Annotated in this window: 16 protein-coding genes; 5 read left to right on the top strand and 11 right to left on the bottom strand. The window is 55.4% G+C overall.

Features of this window, described 5'->3' with window-relative positions; all coding sequences use genetic code 11:
• Nucleotides 1-1,105 precede the first annotated feature (1,105 nt).
• Genes MHI42_RS26815 through nagA form a run of 3 tightly spaced genes read left to right on the top strand, consistent with a single transcriptional unit; the run spans nucleotide 1,106 to nucleotide 3,905 of the window.
• Nucleotides 1,106-1,984, top strand: coding sequence for a MurR/RpiR family transcriptional regulator (locus MHI42_RS26815; protein WP_042217199.1), 879 nt, complete (start codon nucleotides 1,106-1,108; stop codon nucleotides 1,982-1,984).
• Nucleotides 1,984-2,712 (top strand): glucosamine-6-phosphate deaminase, encoded by a 729-nt coding sequence (gene nagB, locus MHI42_RS26810; protein WP_171718752.1) that lies wholly within the window; start codon nucleotides 1,984-1,986, stop codon nucleotides 2,710-2,712. Before MHI42_RS26815 ends, nagB begins: the two co-directional genes overlap by 1 nt.
• The gene (gene nagA / locus MHI42_RS26805; protein WP_342421154.1) at nucleotides 2,700-3,905 is read left to right on the top strand and encodes an N-acetylglucosamine-6-phosphate deacetylase; all 1,206 of its coding nucleotides are present in this window, start codon (nucleotides 2,700-2,702) and stop codon (nucleotides 3,903-3,905) included. The genes nagB and nagA overlap by 13 nt, the downstream gene beginning before the upstream one ends.
• 195 nt (nucleotides 3,906-4,100) lie before the next feature.
• On the opposite strand, the gene MHI42_RS26800 is transcribed toward nagA, so the two are convergent.
• Nucleotides 4,101-5,057 (bottom strand): YhcN/YlaJ family sporulation lipoprotein, encoded by a 957-nt coding sequence (locus MHI42_RS26800; RefSeq protein WP_171718754.1) that lies wholly within the window; start codon nucleotides 5,055-5,057, stop codon nucleotides 4,101-4,103.
• Nucleotides 5,058-5,240: 183 nt separating this feature from the next.
• On the opposite strand from MHI42_RS26800, the gene MHI42_RS26795 reads away from it, so the two are divergent.
• Nucleotides 5,241-6,317: a glycosyltransferase family 4 protein gene (locus tag MHI42_RS26795; RefSeq protein WP_305954227.1), complete on the top strand. Its 1,077-nt coding sequence runs from the start codon at nucleotides 5,241-5,243 to the stop codon at nucleotides 6,315-6,317.
• Between the two features lie 62 nt (nucleotides 6,318-6,379).
• On the opposite strand, the gene MHI42_RS26790 is transcribed toward MHI42_RS26795, so the two are convergent.
• From MHI42_RS26790 to wecB, 8 genes are all read right to left on the bottom strand, one after another.
• Entirely contained in the window at nucleotides 6,380-7,423 is a 1,044-nt protein-coding gene (locus MHI42_RS26790) for a glycosyltransferase family 4 protein (protein WP_342421153.1), read from the bottom strand.
• Nucleotides 7,420-8,142, bottom strand: coding sequence for a glycosyltransferase (locus MHI42_RS26785; RefSeq protein ID WP_171718756.1), 723 nt, complete (start codon nucleotides 8,140-8,142; stop codon nucleotides 7,420-7,422). Before MHI42_RS26785 ends, MHI42_RS26790 begins: the two co-directional genes overlap by 4 nt.
• A 25-nt stretch (nucleotides 8,143-8,167) precedes the next feature.
• Entirely contained in the window at nucleotides 8,168-8,743 is a 576-nt protein-coding gene (locus tag MHI42_RS26780; RefSeq protein WP_042139748.1) for a class I SAM-dependent methyltransferase, read from the bottom strand.
• A gap of 110 nt (nucleotides 8,744-8,853) precedes the next feature.
• Nucleotides 8,854-9,570 carry a glycosyltransferase gene (locus tag MHI42_RS26775; protein WP_342424810.1) on the bottom strand — a complete coding sequence of 239 codons (717 nt, stop codon included), beginning with the start codon at nucleotides 9,568-9,570 and terminating at the stop codon, nucleotides 8,854-8,856.
• A complete protein-coding gene (locus MHI42_RS26770) occupies nucleotides 9,570-10,571 on the bottom strand; it encodes an NAD-dependent epimerase/dehydratase family protein (RefSeq protein ID WP_342421152.1) in 1,002 nt (333 codons plus the stop codon). The genes MHI42_RS26775 and MHI42_RS26770 overlap by 1 nt, the downstream gene beginning before the upstream one ends.
• Nucleotides 10,568-11,407: an SDR family oxidoreductase gene (locus MHI42_RS26765; protein WP_342421151.1), complete on the bottom strand. Its 840-nt coding sequence runs from the start codon at nucleotides 11,405-11,407 to the stop codon at nucleotides 10,568-10,570. Before MHI42_RS26765 ends, MHI42_RS26770 begins: the two co-directional genes overlap by 4 nt.
• Nucleotides 11,404-12,390, bottom strand: coding sequence for a polysaccharide biosynthesis protein (locus MHI42_RS26760; protein WP_042139752.1), 987 nt, complete (start codon nucleotides 12,388-12,390; stop codon nucleotides 11,404-11,406). Before MHI42_RS26760 ends, MHI42_RS26765 begins: the two co-directional genes overlap by 4 nt.
• Nucleotides 12,380-13,474: a UDP-N-acetylglucosamine 2-epimerase (non-hydrolyzing) gene (wecB, locus tag MHI42_RS26755; RefSeq protein ID WP_076247552.1), complete on the bottom strand. Its 1,095-nt coding sequence runs from the start codon at nucleotides 13,472-13,474 to the stop codon at nucleotides 12,380-12,382. Before wecB ends, MHI42_RS26760 begins: the two co-directional genes overlap by 11 nt.
• Here wecB and MHI42_RS26750 point away from each other — a divergent pair.
• Nucleotides 13,464-14,078, top strand: coding sequence for a hypothetical protein (locus MHI42_RS26750; RefSeq protein WP_342421150.1), 615 nt, complete (start codon nucleotides 13,464-13,466; stop codon nucleotides 14,076-14,078). The genes wecB and MHI42_RS26750 overlap by 11 nt on opposite strands.
• A gap of 196 nt (nucleotides 14,079-14,274) precedes the next feature.
• On the opposite strand, the gene MHI42_RS26745 is transcribed toward MHI42_RS26750, so the two are convergent.
• Together MHI42_RS26745 and MHI42_RS26740 are read right to left on the bottom strand one after the other, a co-directional pair.
• Nucleotides 14,275-16,008 carry a glycosyltransferase gene (locus MHI42_RS26745; RefSeq protein ID WP_342421149.1) on the bottom strand — a complete coding sequence of 578 codons (1,734 nt, stop codon included), beginning with the start codon at nucleotides 16,006-16,008 and terminating at the stop codon, nucleotides 14,275-14,277.
• A gap of 426 nt (nucleotides 16,009-16,434) precedes the next feature.
• Nucleotides 16,435-17,568: a glycosyltransferase gene (locus MHI42_RS26740; protein WP_171718318.1), complete on the bottom strand. Its 1,134-nt coding sequence runs from the start codon at nucleotides 17,566-17,568 to the stop codon at nucleotides 16,435-16,437.
• Nucleotides 17,569-17,575 lie beyond the last annotated feature (7 nt).

Here is a 17,575-nt window from a genome sequence, read left to right as displayed (position 1 = left end):
CCTGTTTACAGTATCACAGTTGGAAAAACAACACTTATTTTTACTCAAATAGCAAACGACGAAGATATGAGTAGAATTAAGTAACATAAATCCACTTAAATTCAACAACAAGCAGAATAAGACTGGTTTAAATGACGAAAATCCAACTAATTCCCCGGCGGACGGACGTATTCCCAGCAGATACATTATCGGCACATTTCCAGCTGGCCCCCCTCCGGAGGGCCGTTCCCCAACAAGCGCATCTTCGGCGGACGCATCTTCAGCAGACGTGGTTCCATCCGACGAGCCTCCGGCAGGCAGGTCTACGACTAGGTGTGTCCCGGCAGGTGCGTCTACGGCAGGTGCATTTCCAACTGGCCCCCCTCTGGAGGGCCGTTCCCCAATAAGTGCATCTTCGGCGGGCGCATCTCCAGCAGACTCGGTTCCATCAAACGCACCTCCGGCAGGCTGGTCTACGACTAGGTGTGTCCCGGCAGGCACTTCTATGGCAGGTGCATTTCCAGCTGGCCCCCCTCCGGAGGGCCGTTCCCCAACAAGCGCATCTTCGGCGGGCGCTTCTCCAGCAGACGTGGTTCCATCCGACGAGCTCCGGCAGGCAGGTCTACGACTAGGTGTGTCCCGGCAGGCGCGTCTACAGCAGATGCATTTCCAGCTGGCCCCCCTCCGGAGGGCCGTTCCCCCATACGCACTTCCAGCAGACACATCACTGGCAGACGCTTCTCCAACAGACACATCCCCGGCATACGCGTCCCGCAGGCGAATCACCAGCCAGTACTTCCCTCCCCGGCGTACCATATTCTCGGCAGACGTGTCCACCGCAGGCGCCACCCCATCAAGCACCTCCCCAGCTATCACACTTCCAGCCGGCATGTCTCCCGCCCCCTTAGGGCAAACTCACTATTGCATCCTGGGGCGATTTGTTTTATTCTGAGTATGAAAATAATTTTCTTTATTATTGGTGTATTGGTTAAAATAATTTCAGGAAATATTTCAGCTTCACTGCTCATCTATTCCACAAAACACAGAAATCAGCGTCAGCTTTAGCGTCAACATAAGTACAAACAAACTACAGGATTACAAAGAACGAAGAAAAGAAGGTGAGTACTTGTCTCCAATTCTGCATGCCCTGGAGCATGACAAGCCCAAGCTGTCGCAAATGGAACGCAAGCTGGCGGAGCGCATACTGGCTTCTCCGGGGGAAATTGTTCATATGGGGATTACGGATCTGGCCGAAGAGTGCGGCATCAGCCCGGCAACCATTACGCGGTTCTGCAAGGTGCTGCATTTCAAAGGATTCCCTGATTTCAAAGTCAAGCTGGCGGCTGAGCTCGCCCACAGCGATGCTTCGCCGCAGGATGGCGGCTCCTCTTACCAGGATATCGTAGCAGGCAATCCGCTGCCGTTCATTGTGGAGGCGATGCAGGCCAATCATCTGGCCTCCATCCGGGATACCACCTCGCTGCTCGATCTCGGACGGCTGCAGAGCGTGATCGATCTGCTCTGCCGGGCACGGCGGGTCGATCTGTACGGGATGGCAACTTCATCCATTGTCGCCCAGGATTTCTATCAGAAGCTGATCCGCATCGGCGTGAACTGCACAGCTTTTGCCGATTCGCATATGCAGATTACTTCCGCTTCTTCGCTCGCTGCCGGTGATGTCGCGTTTGCGGTCTCTTACTCGGGTGAAACCCCGGAGACCATCGATGCGTTAACCTGTGCCGCGGCAAGCGGCGCAGCCACAGTCTCATTGACATCATACGGAAGCAGCACACTGGCAACACTGGCCGATATCCCGTTGTTCTCATCATCACTTGAGCAGGGTATGCGGCGCGGTGATATGGCTTCACGGATCGCACAGCTGCATATTATCGATATTCTGTTCACCGGCATGGTCAGCACCCGGTTCGGGGATTTCATTCCCAAGCTGGAGCAGTCGTATTTGAATGTACAACACTACCGTCATAAACGGGGAGGACAATCATAATGAATATTTTGAAATTCCAGAACGAAGAAGATTTCGCAGTAACCGGGGCGAACCTGATCGCCAGCCTGGTGCAGAGCAATCCCAAGGCCGTGCTGGGTCTGGCTACCGGAAGCTCTCCGGTCGGCGTGTACGCGAAGCTGGTGGAAATGCACCGCAAGGGCATTGTGAGCTTCGCCAAAGCCTCTTCCTATAACCTTGATGAATACGTCGGTCTGCCCGTAGATCATCCGCAGAGCTACAGAAGCTTCATGAATGAGCATCTGTTCAACCATATCGATATTGACCTGGCCCGTACCCATGTCCCTAACGGAAATGCGCCGGATCTGGATGCCGAATGCCTGGCTTATGACCGGATGCTGGAAGATAACGGTCCTGTGGACCTGCAGATTCTCGGCATCGGCAGCAACGGCCATATCGGCTTCAATGAGCCGGATGCCAGCCTCAGCAGCGGCACGCATGTCGTTGATCTGCTGGAGGAAACACTGGAAGCCAACGCCCGTTTCTTCGACAGGCTGGAGGATGTGCCCCGGCAGGCCGTGACGATGGGCATCGGCGGTATTCTAAAGGCCAAGCAGATTGTGCTGCTGGTGCGCGGGGAAGAGAAAGCGGAAGCGGTAAAAAATGCGCTGGAGGGTCCAATCACTACCCAATGCCCCGCCTCGCTGCTGCAGAGCCATCCGAATGTTGTGGTCCTGCTTGATGAAGGAGCAGCAAAATGGCTGAAATAAACGTTTCATCCGGTGAACTGCTGTACGGCAAAGTCCTTACTCCTGACGGGGTCATCCAAAAGGGCGTAATTGCCGTCTCGGAAGGCCTGATCCAATATGCCGGAGAGGCGGCCTGGCTTCCGGCAGCCTATGCTAGCTGGCAGACGGGAACTTCACCTGAACCAGAGGGACTGCTGATTCCCGGATTTGTTGATGTACATGTGCATGGCGGGGCCGGTTACGATTTCATGTACAGCGACGCTGATTCACTGGATACCATTACACGCTTCCATGCTTCGCAAGGCACAACGTCTATGCTGGCTACAACTATGACTGCCGCCAAGGATGACATTGACCGCGTGCTGTCTGAAGTGAATGCTTATCGCTCCGCTGAAGGCGGCATGCCTTATGCCCAGCTGGCAGGCGTACATCTAGAAGGGCCGTTCATCAGCCCGAAATGGCCCGGAGCACAGAATCCCGGGCATATTGTTCCGGCCAATACGTTATGGCTGGAGGAATGGGAAGCCCGGTATCCGGGGATGATCCGCCAGGTTACACTGGCTCCGGAACGCGAGGGCGCACTGGAAGCCATCCAGTGGCTGCGAAAGCATGGAATTACGGCAGCGCTCGGCCATACGGACGCCACGTTCGAAGAGGTTATTGCCGCTGCAGATGCCGGCTTAAACCAGGCTGTGCACATGTTCAATGCCATGACGCCGCTGCATCACCGCAAGCCGGGGACCGCAGGTGCCGTCCTGTTCGATCCGCGCATCCGCGCGGAGGTGATTGCTGACGGCATTCATGTTCATCCGGCAGCGATCAGCATTATCGCCCGGCTCAAGAACGGGCATAACCTGCTGCTGATCACAGACGCCATGTCGGCGACCGGACTCAGCGACGGGGAATATGCCATCGGCGATTTGCCCGTTATTGTGAGCGGCGGGATTGCCACGCTGAAGGAACATCCTGAGTCGCTCGCCGGCAGTACACTGACCATGATCCGCGGCTTCCGCTACCTGGTTCAGGAGATCGGCCTCAGCCTGCAGGAAGCTTCACAGGCAGCCAGCCTTACCCCTGCGGTGTCGCTTGGCATGCAGCGGTCTATCGGGTCGCTGGAGGCAGGCAAACGCGGCGATATCCTGCTGCTGGACGATGAGCTGAATCTGCGCGGAGTCTGGATTGGCGGACGCAAGCTGGAGGCTGAAATCGGGTAAGCTGCGAGCTGTCTGCTGCTGCCCTGATCCATTCTATATATGTATAAGCAAGCCAAGCAGCCCTTCGGCCCGGATTCGGGTGCAGTGGCTGCTTGGCTGTTTGTGTCTGTGCTATGCCCTCATACTGAATAAGCATCATATTCCTCTGGAATACTAGCCTAATTGAGACAGGGCAGTTTACTTAATGCTTAACGCTTAATACCCGCTGCGCGTAGGGAAAATCCGTTCGACCATCGTGCGGAATTCATTCGCAAAGCCTTTAAGCGGATGCCCTGCACGGAATTCCTGTGCATAATAATCTGCCCGCTCAACGAAATCGGGGTTGGCCGAAACATACACATTGTTAAGGTCTGTCTTCCCTTTTTTCACTTCTGCGGCGATCTTATCCTTCATGTCCTGGGTAAGCGTGTCCTTATCCGTAATCGCGGTTCCGTTACCCGGCGTTACACTGCGGATTCCGATGGTATTGCCCAGGCTTTCATCGATGTCGCGTTTCATATGGCGTCCATCGACCATATTGCTGCGGGACATGATACCGTTGTTGCCGTTCCCCAGATAATTCTCCGGATCTGCAACGCCCGTACCGCCTACTGTACCCGTGCCCGTCATGCTTCCCGGAATTCCGGCAATAGAACCGCCTGTTCCTGTCATGCCCGGATTACCGGCTGCGGTTCCTCTACCGGTACGCATACTGTTGTCCATTCCACCCATTCCGGCACCTATCCCTGTTTCCAGTCCGCCTGCCGGTCTGCCTGTACCGCTCAGCATCCCGGATGTGCCGCTGCCGCTGGTACTGCCATAGCTGTACGACTGGATTCCCCGGGTACTCTTGGCATGGACTCCTCCGGACGCATTTTCCAGCATTACGGCTACATAAGCGCTTTTGCCTACCAGCATTACGTTGGCTGAACGGACTTCCGGCATGGCCGCCACACGGTTCGCCAGCTCCTCGCTCATCTCCATACTGTCGAAGGAATTCGCACGCATTCCGTTCTGTGCAGAGTTGACGTGAATACGTCCGTCCGTCCCCCGTACACTTTTCGTTTCCACCGTATTGCCCGTTGCAGAGTTATTCGCACCGCATCCTGTAATACTCACCGCGCCCAGCAGCAGCGCAGCAGAAACCGTTAGACCGAATTTCGACCGTAACATCCGTTCATCCCCCGTCATAAGAATAGTTAAGTGCAGCGTAACAAGCTTTAGCATGGCCTCTGCCCTGCCAAGCTATCCTGAAAGGATTTGGCACATCGCTCTTTAACCGTCACGCGTAAGTGAAACTTGGCGTATCTTATAAACAGCAGACTGTGTTTCTCCGCAAGGTTAATGTCAGGAGGGGTGATCTTGAAGGTTTTATTCACGTTTTATGTACCAAGCGGCGGGGTAGAGACACTGAACAAGCTGCGGTGTGAGAGTCTTCAGAAAAGCGGCATCGAATGCCACGTGCTCTACCTCATGCCGGGGTCCGGAAGCCACAACCAGACAAACTTCCCGGTGTTTATCACTTCCGTGGATGCAGAGATCAAAGCGGTGCTGGATACGCATAATTATGATGCCATTATTGTAACTTCAGACTATTTACTGCTGGAACGTCTGCGCCGGTTGGGGTATGGCCGTATTCTGATATATGAATCTCAGGGACTTGGCAAGCGCAGTGATGCGAGGAATCTGATTATTGATTCTGTGCCTTTTCTCCGCTCCTACTGCAATGCTGTTCTGATCCCCCCGACCGATCACTTACTGGAGCTGTTTATCGAGATTTGTCCCTGGCTGCACCGTTATGTCATTCCCAACATCGTGGATGTGCAGTCCTTCCAGCATATCCCCGGTGAACCGCCCTGCGATCCGGTCATCGCCTGGGTAGGACGGCTGGAAACCAATAAGAACTGGAGTGAATATCTGAAGATTGCCCATCAGATCCGGCTCCACAAGCCTGATCTTCATCTCTGGATGTTTCATGATCCCGATCTTGCTGCAGATGACCAGAAGGAACAATTTAACAGAGAGCTGCAATCCCTGGGCCTGAAAGACCGCCTCAGTGTGTTCACCAACATTCCAAATCATATTATGCCGGTATATTACTCATCCATCGCCGGTTCCGGGGGGTTCCTGCTGTCAAGCTCTATCACAGAGGGCTTCGGGTATGCTGTAGCTGAGGCCATCTGCTGTACCTGTCCTGTACTTAGCACCGATTCTGACGGGGTCAGATCGTTTATTACCCACAACATTACGGGTAAATTTTACCCGATCGGAAATTTGGAAGCGGCTGTAAACGAAGGGCTGGAGCTAATGAACAACATTCCGCTGCGTGAAGCGATCCGCCAGCAGGGCCGCCAGCATATGGTATCGCGGTTTGGATTCGAGCAATATGCCCACTCCTTCCGTGAAATGATGAATTCCTTCTCTATCTTCTGAAAATAACGTGAAAAAGAACCCTCAACCCCGTACAGCATCCGGGTCTTGAAGGTTCTTTTGGGTTATACGCCCTGTTTGGATACAATCTCAAACAGCTCTGTCTGAAAGATCTGCATGCTTCTCTCCCAGGTGAAGCGCCCCGAGTCCAGCTCTCCTCTCGCGGCCAGACGCTGACGGAGCTCTTTATTGTACACAAGTGCAGAGACATCCTCGGCCAACCGGTTCTCATATCGGTACGACATTAGGCAGTTATGCCCGTGTACACAGTATTCGAGATTGCCCCCGGAATATACGGTGACCAGCGCGGCACCGCAGCGCATAGCTTCCAGCCCCGGCAATGAGCCGGTGTCATAGGTGCTGGAGCTGACAAAAATGTCGCTCTCGTTATAATGATACGACAGCTCAGAATCATTACCCGGAGTACGTATTTGAAACCGTCCATCCCCAAGCAGCGCTTGCAGCGTCTCGGAGGAAGCATATTCTGACGGTGGCGTGATAATATATATCTCCACTTCAGGATGCCGCTGTTTCACTATATCCAGCTGCTGAAGCAGATAATCCTGTTCCCGGTGGCCGGAGAACCCGCCCTCGGGACGGCGCATAATGGCCGAGACGACAATCTTATTCCCGCCTCTGCCGCGTAAATGGGTATTAGTGAAATCAGGGTTTAGACCAATCGGAACAATTCTGCCCTTAATGCCATGATTAATCCGTATGATCTCCTGCTGCCAGCGTGAGAGTACTAGCAGGTTGCGGGTGATATTATAAGAGGCGAACGACAGATTATTATTGGGTAAAAAAGTCGGCTCATAGCATAGGGCCAGCCGGATATGCAGCCCCTTGCCCTGTTTACTGGCCCGCTCTGCAACCGGCACCGTTGTATAATAGTTGGAGATGATCACATCCCCGTATGGAAAATCATCTTCGGTCAGCACCGTTGCCGGTGCAGTGATAATGGGGCATTTCATTTCATATTCCACAATGCCGTGACTGGGTAAAAGAACAACCACCTCATGGCCGATTTCCGCCAGACGGTTAGCCAGCTCGGCCAGCATCCGTTGCGCACCGCCTCTGGACAACGTCAGAATCGGGAATGTCAGTCTCATTTCCCTCTCTCCTTTCTCAGCAGCTGCGTCAGAATGCCTTGATGCCTGCTCTGCACCAGAGCAATCTCCCGGTTCTGCGCTTCACTGTGTATGACAGAGCCCATCTCTTTGTGCACACGGTAATCCAGCAGCGGCTCCTCGATATAGGACCATTCATAATGCGGCAGGATACGCAGCCACAGATCATAATCCTGTGTATACAGGAACTTCTCGTTAAACCGTCCAACCTTATTGAAAATCTCCATGTCGAGCAGAACCGAGCTGCCGTTCACCGGACAGCCTGACATCATGGTCTCAATGAGATCACCCCTGTTATGAAACGGCATGCTGATGACTCCCGAGAACCGCTCTCCGAGCTCATTAATATAGTAATAGGCCGTATGGCTGAAGGAGGTTCCAGAGCTGCGGATGGCTTCCATTTGCCTTTTGATTTTATCCGGGTGGAACAGGTCGTCAGCACTTAACCAGGCAAAATAAGCTCCGCTGGCCGCCTTGATTCCCATGTTGAGCGCCGAGGCGGTGCCACCGTTTGTTTTGCGGATATACACAATATTGTCCTTGTACGCCTCAAGCTTCTCCATATAGCGTGTAGACCCGTCGTCGACAACGATCAGCTCAATGTCCGGGTAGCTCTGAGCCAGCACACTCTTCACCGCCAGATCCACATAAGGGCAATTGTAGAAGGGAATCACCACCGAAACCTTGGTTTTTGGAATCATGCGCTCACCTCCTTCCCGATTCAATTTATACTGTTTTGCAGGCCAGCAAAGCATCCAGCGGCGCATGATCCTCGCCAAACGCTTCACGGAATGAAGGATTCTCCGCATGATGGAAGCCTTTCAGTACGGTTACAGCGTAGCCCAGCTTCAGGAAATCCTCAGGCTCCCAGCCGCTCCAGTGCTTCTGGTAATACTCTCCGTGCAGGTTGAAATGATCCTTTCCCTCCTGCGGGAAGAACCCCCGCGGCGTGAATACGACTACCCGGTTCGAAGCAATGATCTCCGCTTTCCGCAGCAGCTCCGTGCCTTCTCTCATCGAGAAATGCTCCAGGGAATCAATCAGCGTAACCGCAGAGAATGTTCCCGGCAGAAACAGCTTATCAATATGGCTGGCATCGGCATGAACCGGAATGATATGCGGGGATTTGTATTTGCGGTGCAGCAGATAAGGTCTGTGGATATCCAGCCCCAGCACAACAGCCGCTTCATATCGTTCCAGCAGCGTACCGGTACCGCTGCCGATATCCAGGATACTCTCGGAGAATTTCAGCTGCTCCAGCAGGACCGGCAGGAAGTCTTTCACTTCTATTTCCCGGTACATATGCTTTCCCTCCTAAAAGTTGTGATAACATCAACTTCCTGAACTCTCTTCGCAAAACTCACTGCGGAAGAGCTTGATTAGTTGCAGCCGCTTCTTATTTCTACTCCTGATTAGCCGCCCATGGAAGCGATCAGGCTACTCAGCGGGGCATGATAGCGGGCATTAGTCGCTGCGGCTTCAGCCATGATGACATCATAATGTTTGATCGTCCCCATGCCGTCATGCCGGCGGTAGGCCGTTAAAGACTGATTGAGCATAATAGGAGGGTATCCGTTCAGAATCGCCCGGTACCACAAATCATAATCATGAGTGTACGGAAGAGCTTCATTGAACAGGCCGATGGCTCCGAATATCTCCCGCTTGAACATCACGGTGCAGCCGTTGATGGGATTGCCCTGCAGGAAACAGCGTAAGTAGTCCAGCTGGTTATGAAACACAGCGGCTGCGTTCAGCTGGGTCAGCTGCGAATCCCCGTTAATGAAGTTGAAATTCGTGTACGTGATCAGCAAACGGTTCTGCTCCATGAACAGAACCTGGTTGTTGATTTTGTCACGATAGAACATATCATCCGAGCTAAGCCAGACTACATAATCCCCTGTAGCATGGGCAATACCGTGATTCAGTGCGGAGGCGGTACCGCCATTGGCTTTGCCCAGGTAGTGGATATGCGGCAAGTACGGAGCAATGCGCTCTGCATGTATGAATGATCCGTCATCAACCACAATAATCTCATAAGGCTGCCAGGATTGAGCCAAGGCGCTTTGCAGCGCCTGCTCAATATAAGGGCAATTATAAAAGGGAATGATTACCGATACTCTGGGCTTCATCATATTCTTCCTTCCTTGCCGGCCCTTGTATAGCCGATGATATCCGCAAGTGACCGGTCAAGACCGATCCCCGGCTTCCAGCCAAGAATAGCGGCATTGTCCTCAGGTTCTTCCTGCAGCACTTCTCTACCAGCAGATGCAGACGAAGGCTTCGCCGGAACGGCAGATGCTGGGGAAGCAGCAGCCTGACCTTCCTCCGCATGCTGCGGTCCCCAGTCCATCTCCACCGGAACCGCTGCATGAGCCAGCAGCTTCCCGGCAATCTCCCCAAGCTCCCGCTGCGTCCCGGAATCGATCCGGTAGATCTTCCCGGTCTCTCCGTGATTCAGAATATAGCCATACGCTCTAACGGCATCACGCACATCCAGAAAGTCGCGCAGGACATGCCGCGAGGAGAGCCTGAAGGCTGCCGGTGGAGCTTCTCCCTTGCCGGCCGCAGCTTCACTGCGCACAATATGCTGTGCCAGTAAGGAACAGAAGCCGGTGGATGGTCCGGGACCAATCAGATTGGAGGGCTCCGCCATCAGAACAGGCTGTTTGAACAGCGTCCCCCAGGCCAGCGACACCAGTTCCTCCAGCGTCTTGCTGAGACTGTAAGGATGCGGCGGACCTGCCCCGGAATCCGGTCTGTACTTAAGCCGGGAGCCGGCCACCAGGATACGGCTGGCCGGCTGGAAACGCAGCGCCTCAAGCAAATACAATGTAGCCATTACATTAGTCTCCATATAGAGCAGCGGGTCTTGCCAGGACTCCGGAACCGAGTTCTTGCCTGCCAGGTGCAGCACCTGATCCGGCATGATCTCTCCAATCATTCCGGCGACAGCCTTGCGGTCACCGAGATCACAGACATAGGGCTGAACGCCTGCCGGGAAGACGGAAGCTTCCGCTGCGCTGCGGCGTACCACAGCGGTCACTTCAGCTCCCTCAGCCGCAAAATAAGCTACGGCATGCCTGCCGGTAAAGCCGGCGGCTCCGGTTATCAGCAGCCTCCGGCCCTTCATGTCTGCATCTCTGAGCCGTGCATAAAGTCCGCCAGCTCCGCAAGCATCTCGGGATAGGACGGTAATTCGAAGTTCACGTCGCTTCTGGTGCTGATCAGCGTCCGGTCCTGCACATGGACCCGTTCGGGGATGATCTTGACATCCTCCTTATGAAACGCCGACTGCATCATCTGCAGCAGTTCATATTTGCTCACCGGCCGGGGATGGGCCAGATGGATCAGCCCGGACAGATCAGAGTCCAGCAGGGAACTGATCACTTTGGCCAGCTCCAGGGTGGTGACTCCGTTCCACATCACACGTTCATAGCCGGTTACCCGGCCCTTCTGGGCCAGGAACCATTCCATGAGCCCGATGCCGCCGGAGCGGATTTCGGGACCAATAATGGAGGTGCGGATCGTCAGGTGGCCGGGGTCACGCACTTCTCCAAGGCTTTTGGTGATGGCATAAACCGATGTGCCGTCAGTGGCATCCTCTTCCGTGTACCCTCCGCGCGTTCCTTCGAACACGCAGTCGGTACTGATGTGGATGAGCCGGGCATGGACGCTGTCCGCTGCCCGCCGCAGACGGTGGGGAAGGAATCCGTTGACATGGTAAGCGCCGATTACATCACGTTCGGCGAATTGATTCAGGACACCCATTGCATTAATCATGCAATGGGGAGAGACGATTTCGACCAGTTTCTCTACGCCGGCGATGTCATCGGCATCCACATACAGCCCGCCAAGATCGTTCTTATCCCGGGTTGTATGGAAGACGTGATGCTTGCCCTGGCGGCGAAAAAAATCCGCCAGCATGTGACCCGCCATACCGTTTCCGCCGAGGATAAGCAGCTTCACTTGAGGAACCCTCCCCGGATCAGAATGTCCTTGATCTCTGCCTGATCCATCAGATTGTTCTCCGAGCTGAAGCTGTTGAAGGACACATGCGGGTATTCGCGGTAGTGCTCCTTCAGCTCCGGCATATCCAGGGTAGGAAGAATAACCAGATACTGCTCATCGTAGACAACGGTAGTTAAGCTCTCGAAATCACTCATGAGAATCTCATGGATTTTTTCACCCGGGCGGATCCCAGCCTCGATCATGCTGACATCTCTTCTGCCCGAAGCTTCGATCAGTACCTCAGCCAAATCCACAATCCGGCAGGTTGGCATGGTCATGACGAAGATCTCGCCGCCGATGCTGACCTCTGAAGCTTTGAACAGCAGCGTGATGGCATCGCGCAGGGTGAAGAAGAAGCGGGTCATATTCATATCTGTGATCCGCACCTGTCCCTTGTCCTTGATCTGCTTCATGAACAAGTGGACGACACTGCCGTTCGTCCCCAGAACATTGCCGCCGCGCACCGTTACAAAGCGGGTGCCTGAACCGATCAGGTTGGCGTATACGAACAGCTTCTCGCCGATCGCTTTGGTCATGCCGTAGAAGTTCGACGGATTGGCTGCTTTGTCGGTGGAGATGTAGATCGCTTTTTCCACATTGTTGGCAATCGCTGCTTCGATCACATTCTGCGTGCCGACCACATTGGTCTTCAGCGCCTCGTACGGCTGGTCTTCGCAGACCGGAACATGCTTGAGCGCCGCCAGATGGAACACATAATCCACTCCGCGGCATGCAGCCACGAGGGCATCCTTGTCACGGATATCGCCGATGACGAAGCTGAGGCGCTTATCCTCAAATTCACGGCTCATGGCTACCTGTGCAGACTCGCTGCGGGAGAATACGATGATTTCTTTGGGATGCTGCGGCAGCAGTTGCCGGATAAGCTCATGCCCCCAGGAACCGGTACCGCCTGTAACCAGAATCCGTTTATTATTGAACATGCAGGTTCCCTCCAAGCAGAAATTTAACTACTTTAACCGAGACATCGGGGGTCAGGTACCCTTCCGGCGCCTCCCAGGCAGGCTTAAGCGACGTCATCAGCCGGGTGCAGCGCAGAATGCTGTTCTGCTCTACGCCGGATACTACATTACTTCCGCAATCGACCGTCTCCGGACGTTCTGTGGTCCGGCGGATGGTCACTGTCGGCACCCCCATCAGGCAGCATTCCTCTTGAACGGTGCCGCTGTCCGTAATGGCGCACAGGGCATAACGCTCCAGATGGACAAAATCAAAAAATCCGAAGGGCTCATGGAATTCCACCAGCGGGTTCATAGTCAGCGGGAACTGCTCCGTAAGCTTGGAGCGTGTACGGGGATGGATGCTGCAGATCAGGCGGAGTCCATAATGTTCAGCCACAAGGTTAAGTCCCGACATAATCTGGAGCAGGGATTCAGGATCATCGACATTCTCGGCCCGGTGGGCAGTCACCAGCAGATACCGGCCTGCTTCAAGGCTCAGCCGGGACAGAATATCGCTGGACCCGATTTGCTCCTCATAATGCGTAATCACCTCATGGATCGGATTGCCGGTTAACACGATACGCTGGCTGGGAAATCCTTCGCTGAGCAGATGTCTTTTACTCTGCTGGGTATAAGGCATATTTATGGTCGAGACGGCATCTATGACACGGCGGTTTTTCTCCTCCGGCACTTTCAAATCGTAACAGCGGTTGCCTGCTTCCATGTGTACGACAGGAATACCCATCCGCTCGGCAAGGATTGCACACAGCGCACTGTTGGTATCGCCGAGCAGCAGAATCCGGTCCGGCTTCTCCTGAAGCAGGATGCTCTCCAGGCTCCCGAACATGGCGGCCAGCTGGCCCCCGAGTCCGGCCTGCTTATCCTGCAGCACATAGTCCGGTGCGCGGAGTCCCAGCTCGGCGAAGAATATCCCGCTGAGGCTGGCCGTGAAATTCTGTCCCGTATGCACCAGCACATGCCGCTCCGCATGCTCATCGAGCAGCGGAATGATGACGCTGAGGCGGATGATCTCGGGCCGTGTGCCCAAAATCGTCATGATCTTCATGGGTTCACTCCCCTTTGATTATGGCCTGCCCTCAAGTAAGGGGCAGGCGGTTCTGTCAGAGCTGGCAGCCGGTCCGGCGCAGCGGCGGCGAAGGGCTGGCCCGCCAGTAACGTTGGAATCAGGGGTAGTTGTGCCCCTGATTCTGGTGATTCCGGCGGTTGTAGCTGAATCAGGGGCATTTGTGCCCCTGATTCTGGTGATTCCGGCGGGTGGAGCGGATTCAGGGGCATTTGTGCTCCTGATTGGTGCGATTCCGGCGGGTGGAGCGAATTCAGGGGCATTTATGCCCCTGATTGGCGCGAATCCGACGGGTGGAGCGAATTCAGGGGCATTTATGCCCCTGATTGGCGCGATTCCGGCGGGGGTGGCGGATTCAGGGGCATTTGTGCTCCTGGTTGGCGCGATTCCGGCGGGGGCGGCGGATTCAGGGGCAGTTGTGCCCCTGATTGGTGCGATTCCGGCGGCGGCGGCGGATTTAGAGGGATTTATCCCTCTAATTAGTGCGATTCCGGCGGGGGCGGTGGATTTAGAGGGATTTATCCCTCTATTTAGCGCGATTCCGGCGGGTGGCGGTGGATTTAGAGGGAGTTATCCCTCTAATTAGTGCGGTTCCGGCGGGTAGTGCGGATTTAGAGGGATTTATCCCTCTAATTGGCGCGATTCCGGCGGGGGCGGCGGATTTAGAGGGATTTATCCCTCTATTTAGCGCGATTCCGGCGGCGGCGGTGGATTTAGAGGGAGTTATCCCTCTAATTAGCGCGATTCCGGCGAGGGCAGCGGATTCAGAGGGATTTATCCCTCTAATTGGCGCGATTCCGGCGGGTGGAGCGAGATTCAGGGGCATTTGTGCCCCTGATTGGCGCGATTCCGGCGGGGGCGGCGGATTTAGAGGGAGTTATCCCTCTAATTAGCGCGATTCCGGCGGGGGCGGCGGATTCAGAGGGATTTATCCCTCTGAGGAGTGCGGTTCCGGCGGCGGCTGGCGCAGCGCCGGCAAAGTGCCGGTCCGCGGACTCCCTGCGGACCTCAGCCCGCCTTGCGCCGCCGTCTTCCCCGGCGGCGCGCATGGCCCGCGCGGCGGTGCTTGCCGCCGCCGCTGGCCTTCCGGCGCGCGGAGCCTGCCGCGCGCTTCTTACGGCGCGGGCGCGTTCCCGCCGCGCGCGCCCGGGCTTTGGCGCGGCGCAGCCTGCCGCGCGCCGGAGCTTCGCGCCCCGCAGCCGCGCGGCGCGGCGCGAGGGGCGTACCCGCGGCGCCTCTGCCGCGGGGGCCCCCGCCCCGCCCGCCGGCGGAGCTGCGGGCGGGGCTGCGGGCGGGGCTTCTTCGGCGCCGCTGACTTGCGGCGGCGCGAGGCAGTAGCGGAGATGCCACCTCTCCGCTAAGCCGTACAGGCGGGCGCGGTAAGCCGCCGGGCCGTAGACGGCCTCGATGCGTTCCCGCGCCAGGCTGCCAATGGCAGCCGCCATGGCCGGAGCAGCCAGCAGCAGGTTCACCCGCTCGGCCAGCGCACCGATGTTGGCCGCAGGCACAAGCAGCTCACCGCAGCCTGCAGCGTTCAGAATCTCCCGCAAGCCGCCGGAATCATAAGCGACTACCGGCTTACCGAAGGCATAGCCTTCCAGTGCCGTCATGCCGAAGCCTTCACGGATCAGGCTGGGAACGACCAGCAGATCCATGGCGCAGTAGGCTGCGGGCAGACATTCTTCATATCCGACAAATCTGAACCGGGAGGTTAACCCCTCCAGCTTCACTTTGCGGACACAGCGTTCATAATAGCTTTTGTCTCCGGGGGAACCCACTACAATGTAGCGGGCTGCCGGATGCTGCTCATGCACAAGGACAGCCATTTTGACGAAATGCTCCAGACCTTTTTCTTTATTAATGAAGGAAGAGACATAACCGATCAGCGGTTCCTCCGGCGCTACCTTCAATTCACTCCGCCGTTCTCCCCGGAGCTTGCTCCAGGCTTCAAACATCATTTCCGTTTCATTCCAGGACGGGGGGAGCTGGGTCACCTTGCCTTCACGGATATCCTCGGGGAAGCAAGCCGCAGCCGTCTGCGAGATGGCCAGAATCTCATCGCTGTTGTTATGGATCAGCTCCACGCTGATCGGAGTGAATTCATTATCCGTAATGGTCTCGGAGATCTTCCACACCACCGGAATGCCCAGTGATTTCGCTGCCATCGGCGGCAGAGCATGCACACAGGTACTGGAAATAATGAACGACGGGCGCACACCCGCAAGCCAGTCACTCAGCTCCTGGTACTCACGGCTCTCCTGAAGCTTGCGGATGTCTGCCGGAAGGCCTGCGTATGGAGTGTACATTCCATAGACAAGCGGAATAGATAACAGCTGGACATTGATTCCGTAGCTCCGAGCCAGGCGCGTCAGCTTCCCGTCCTGCGGGGCTACGAGAATACAATTAAAGTAAGGAGACAGCTCCCGGCTGAAGAACAACAGCAGCTTCTCCGCACCCGTAATACTGCGTGTATTGGAAACATGGGAAAAGAGGACGATTGTAGCTTTGTCGGCCATGGTGTCTCGGCGCTCCCCCGCGAGGGGCTGTGGAGCAGCCATTCACCTCCCTAAAAGTTTTACGAAGCTTAGCATCAAGGCAATTTCATCGCAGTAAAACTCGCTTCGAAAGCATAAACTTAAGTTTTACGAAGCATTCACTTCAGAGCATTTTCATCGCAGTAAAACTCGCTTCGGAAGCATATACTTAAGTTTTACGAAGCATTCACTGCAGAGCATTTCTTCGTGTAAAACTCGCTCCGGAAGCATCATCTTAAGTTTTACGAGCATGCGCTAAGTTTTACTTTCTTTCATCCGGTGGATATCCGCCGCAGGCAGGCTAACATCATAACCCGGTACTCCATCCAGTATATTGAGGGGGCACAGATGCCGGCACGACACCTGTCCCCGGTGATGCGCACATTTTTGAAGCGTTCTGCGGAGTGTTTAGCCGTAAATAACCGTCAGCAGCTGATTCAGGCGTTTGGTGTAGGTGTGATCCTTCAGGGTCCGTTCAAAAGCGCGCAGCGCCATATCCCGGCGTTCCTCCTCATGCGTCAGGTAGAAACGGATTTTATCCATCATTTCCTGCGGACTTGAGAAGGTGTCAATCTCTTCCCCGACCTTATAGAAGGAACCCATGTCATCCCGGGCGTCACTGAGCTGCAGCGTGCCGCTGGCGGCGATTTCGAAGGTGCGGGGATTCGGCGATGCGGCCGGAATATACAGCGTATTGTTATTGGCTACCTCATCAATGTGGGAGCGGTGCAGGTTGATGACAATCTTCGAACCGCTGTAGGTGACTGCCGTTTCCTGCGGAGACATCCATTTACCGATCTCAATCCGGTCACCATAGATAGGCGCTTCCGGCAGACGGTCCCACCAGATTCCGTTAATCACCGTGTTGTAGCTCATCAGCTCCGGCATGATATCGCGGAAGAAATTGATCCGGTTCCAGTAAGCAGACCCGATGAAGCTGACATCGCGGCTGACCGGCGAACGTCCGGTAGTCGGGCGGTAATGCTCGCGGTGGGCGGCAAAAGGCAGATAATGAACTTCAGTGCACCCGAGGCCGCGGTAGAACTCCACGCAATTACGCTCCAGAGTGAATACATAGTCATAGTGGGCGACGATTTTCATGGTGAAATCCGTATAGTACGGATCATCGGTGAGCCATATCGCAGTCTTAATGCCTCTGCCGCGCAGAACGGCGACCTGATCCAGCGGTAAATCCAGACCGTCCAGGACCAGGACCAGATCCGGACGCTGGGCCGAAGCCAGCTCCACCAGATTCTGGCGTACATCCGTAATGGTTACCTGCGCGGTCAGTCTTTGCAGGGCGAAGAGTACCGCATCATCAAGCGGAGAATACGGATACCCTTTGCCTGAAGCCACATACATGACATGGATATTGCGTACCGGAAGCGGCTCTTCCGGCCGGCCATCCAGAATCGCCAGGCGTCCGCGCAGGTACCCTTCGTCGTATCCAACCTTGAAGCCGGTCAGGCGGCCACTCAGTTTCTGCTCTTCCGCAGGGGTCCGCGGCAGAGGCGGCGCAGGCATTATAAATTGATTATTCATGTTTATT

The organism is Paenibacillus sp. FSL E2-0178 (assembly GCF_038593005.1).
Classification (GTDB): Bacteria; Bacillota; Bacilli; order Paenibacillales; family Paenibacillaceae; genus Paenibacillus_AQ; species Paenibacillus_AQ phytohabitans.
The sequence above is the reverse complement of the archived record's forward strand: the minus strand, read 5'-3'. Positions and strand labels throughout refer to the sequence as shown.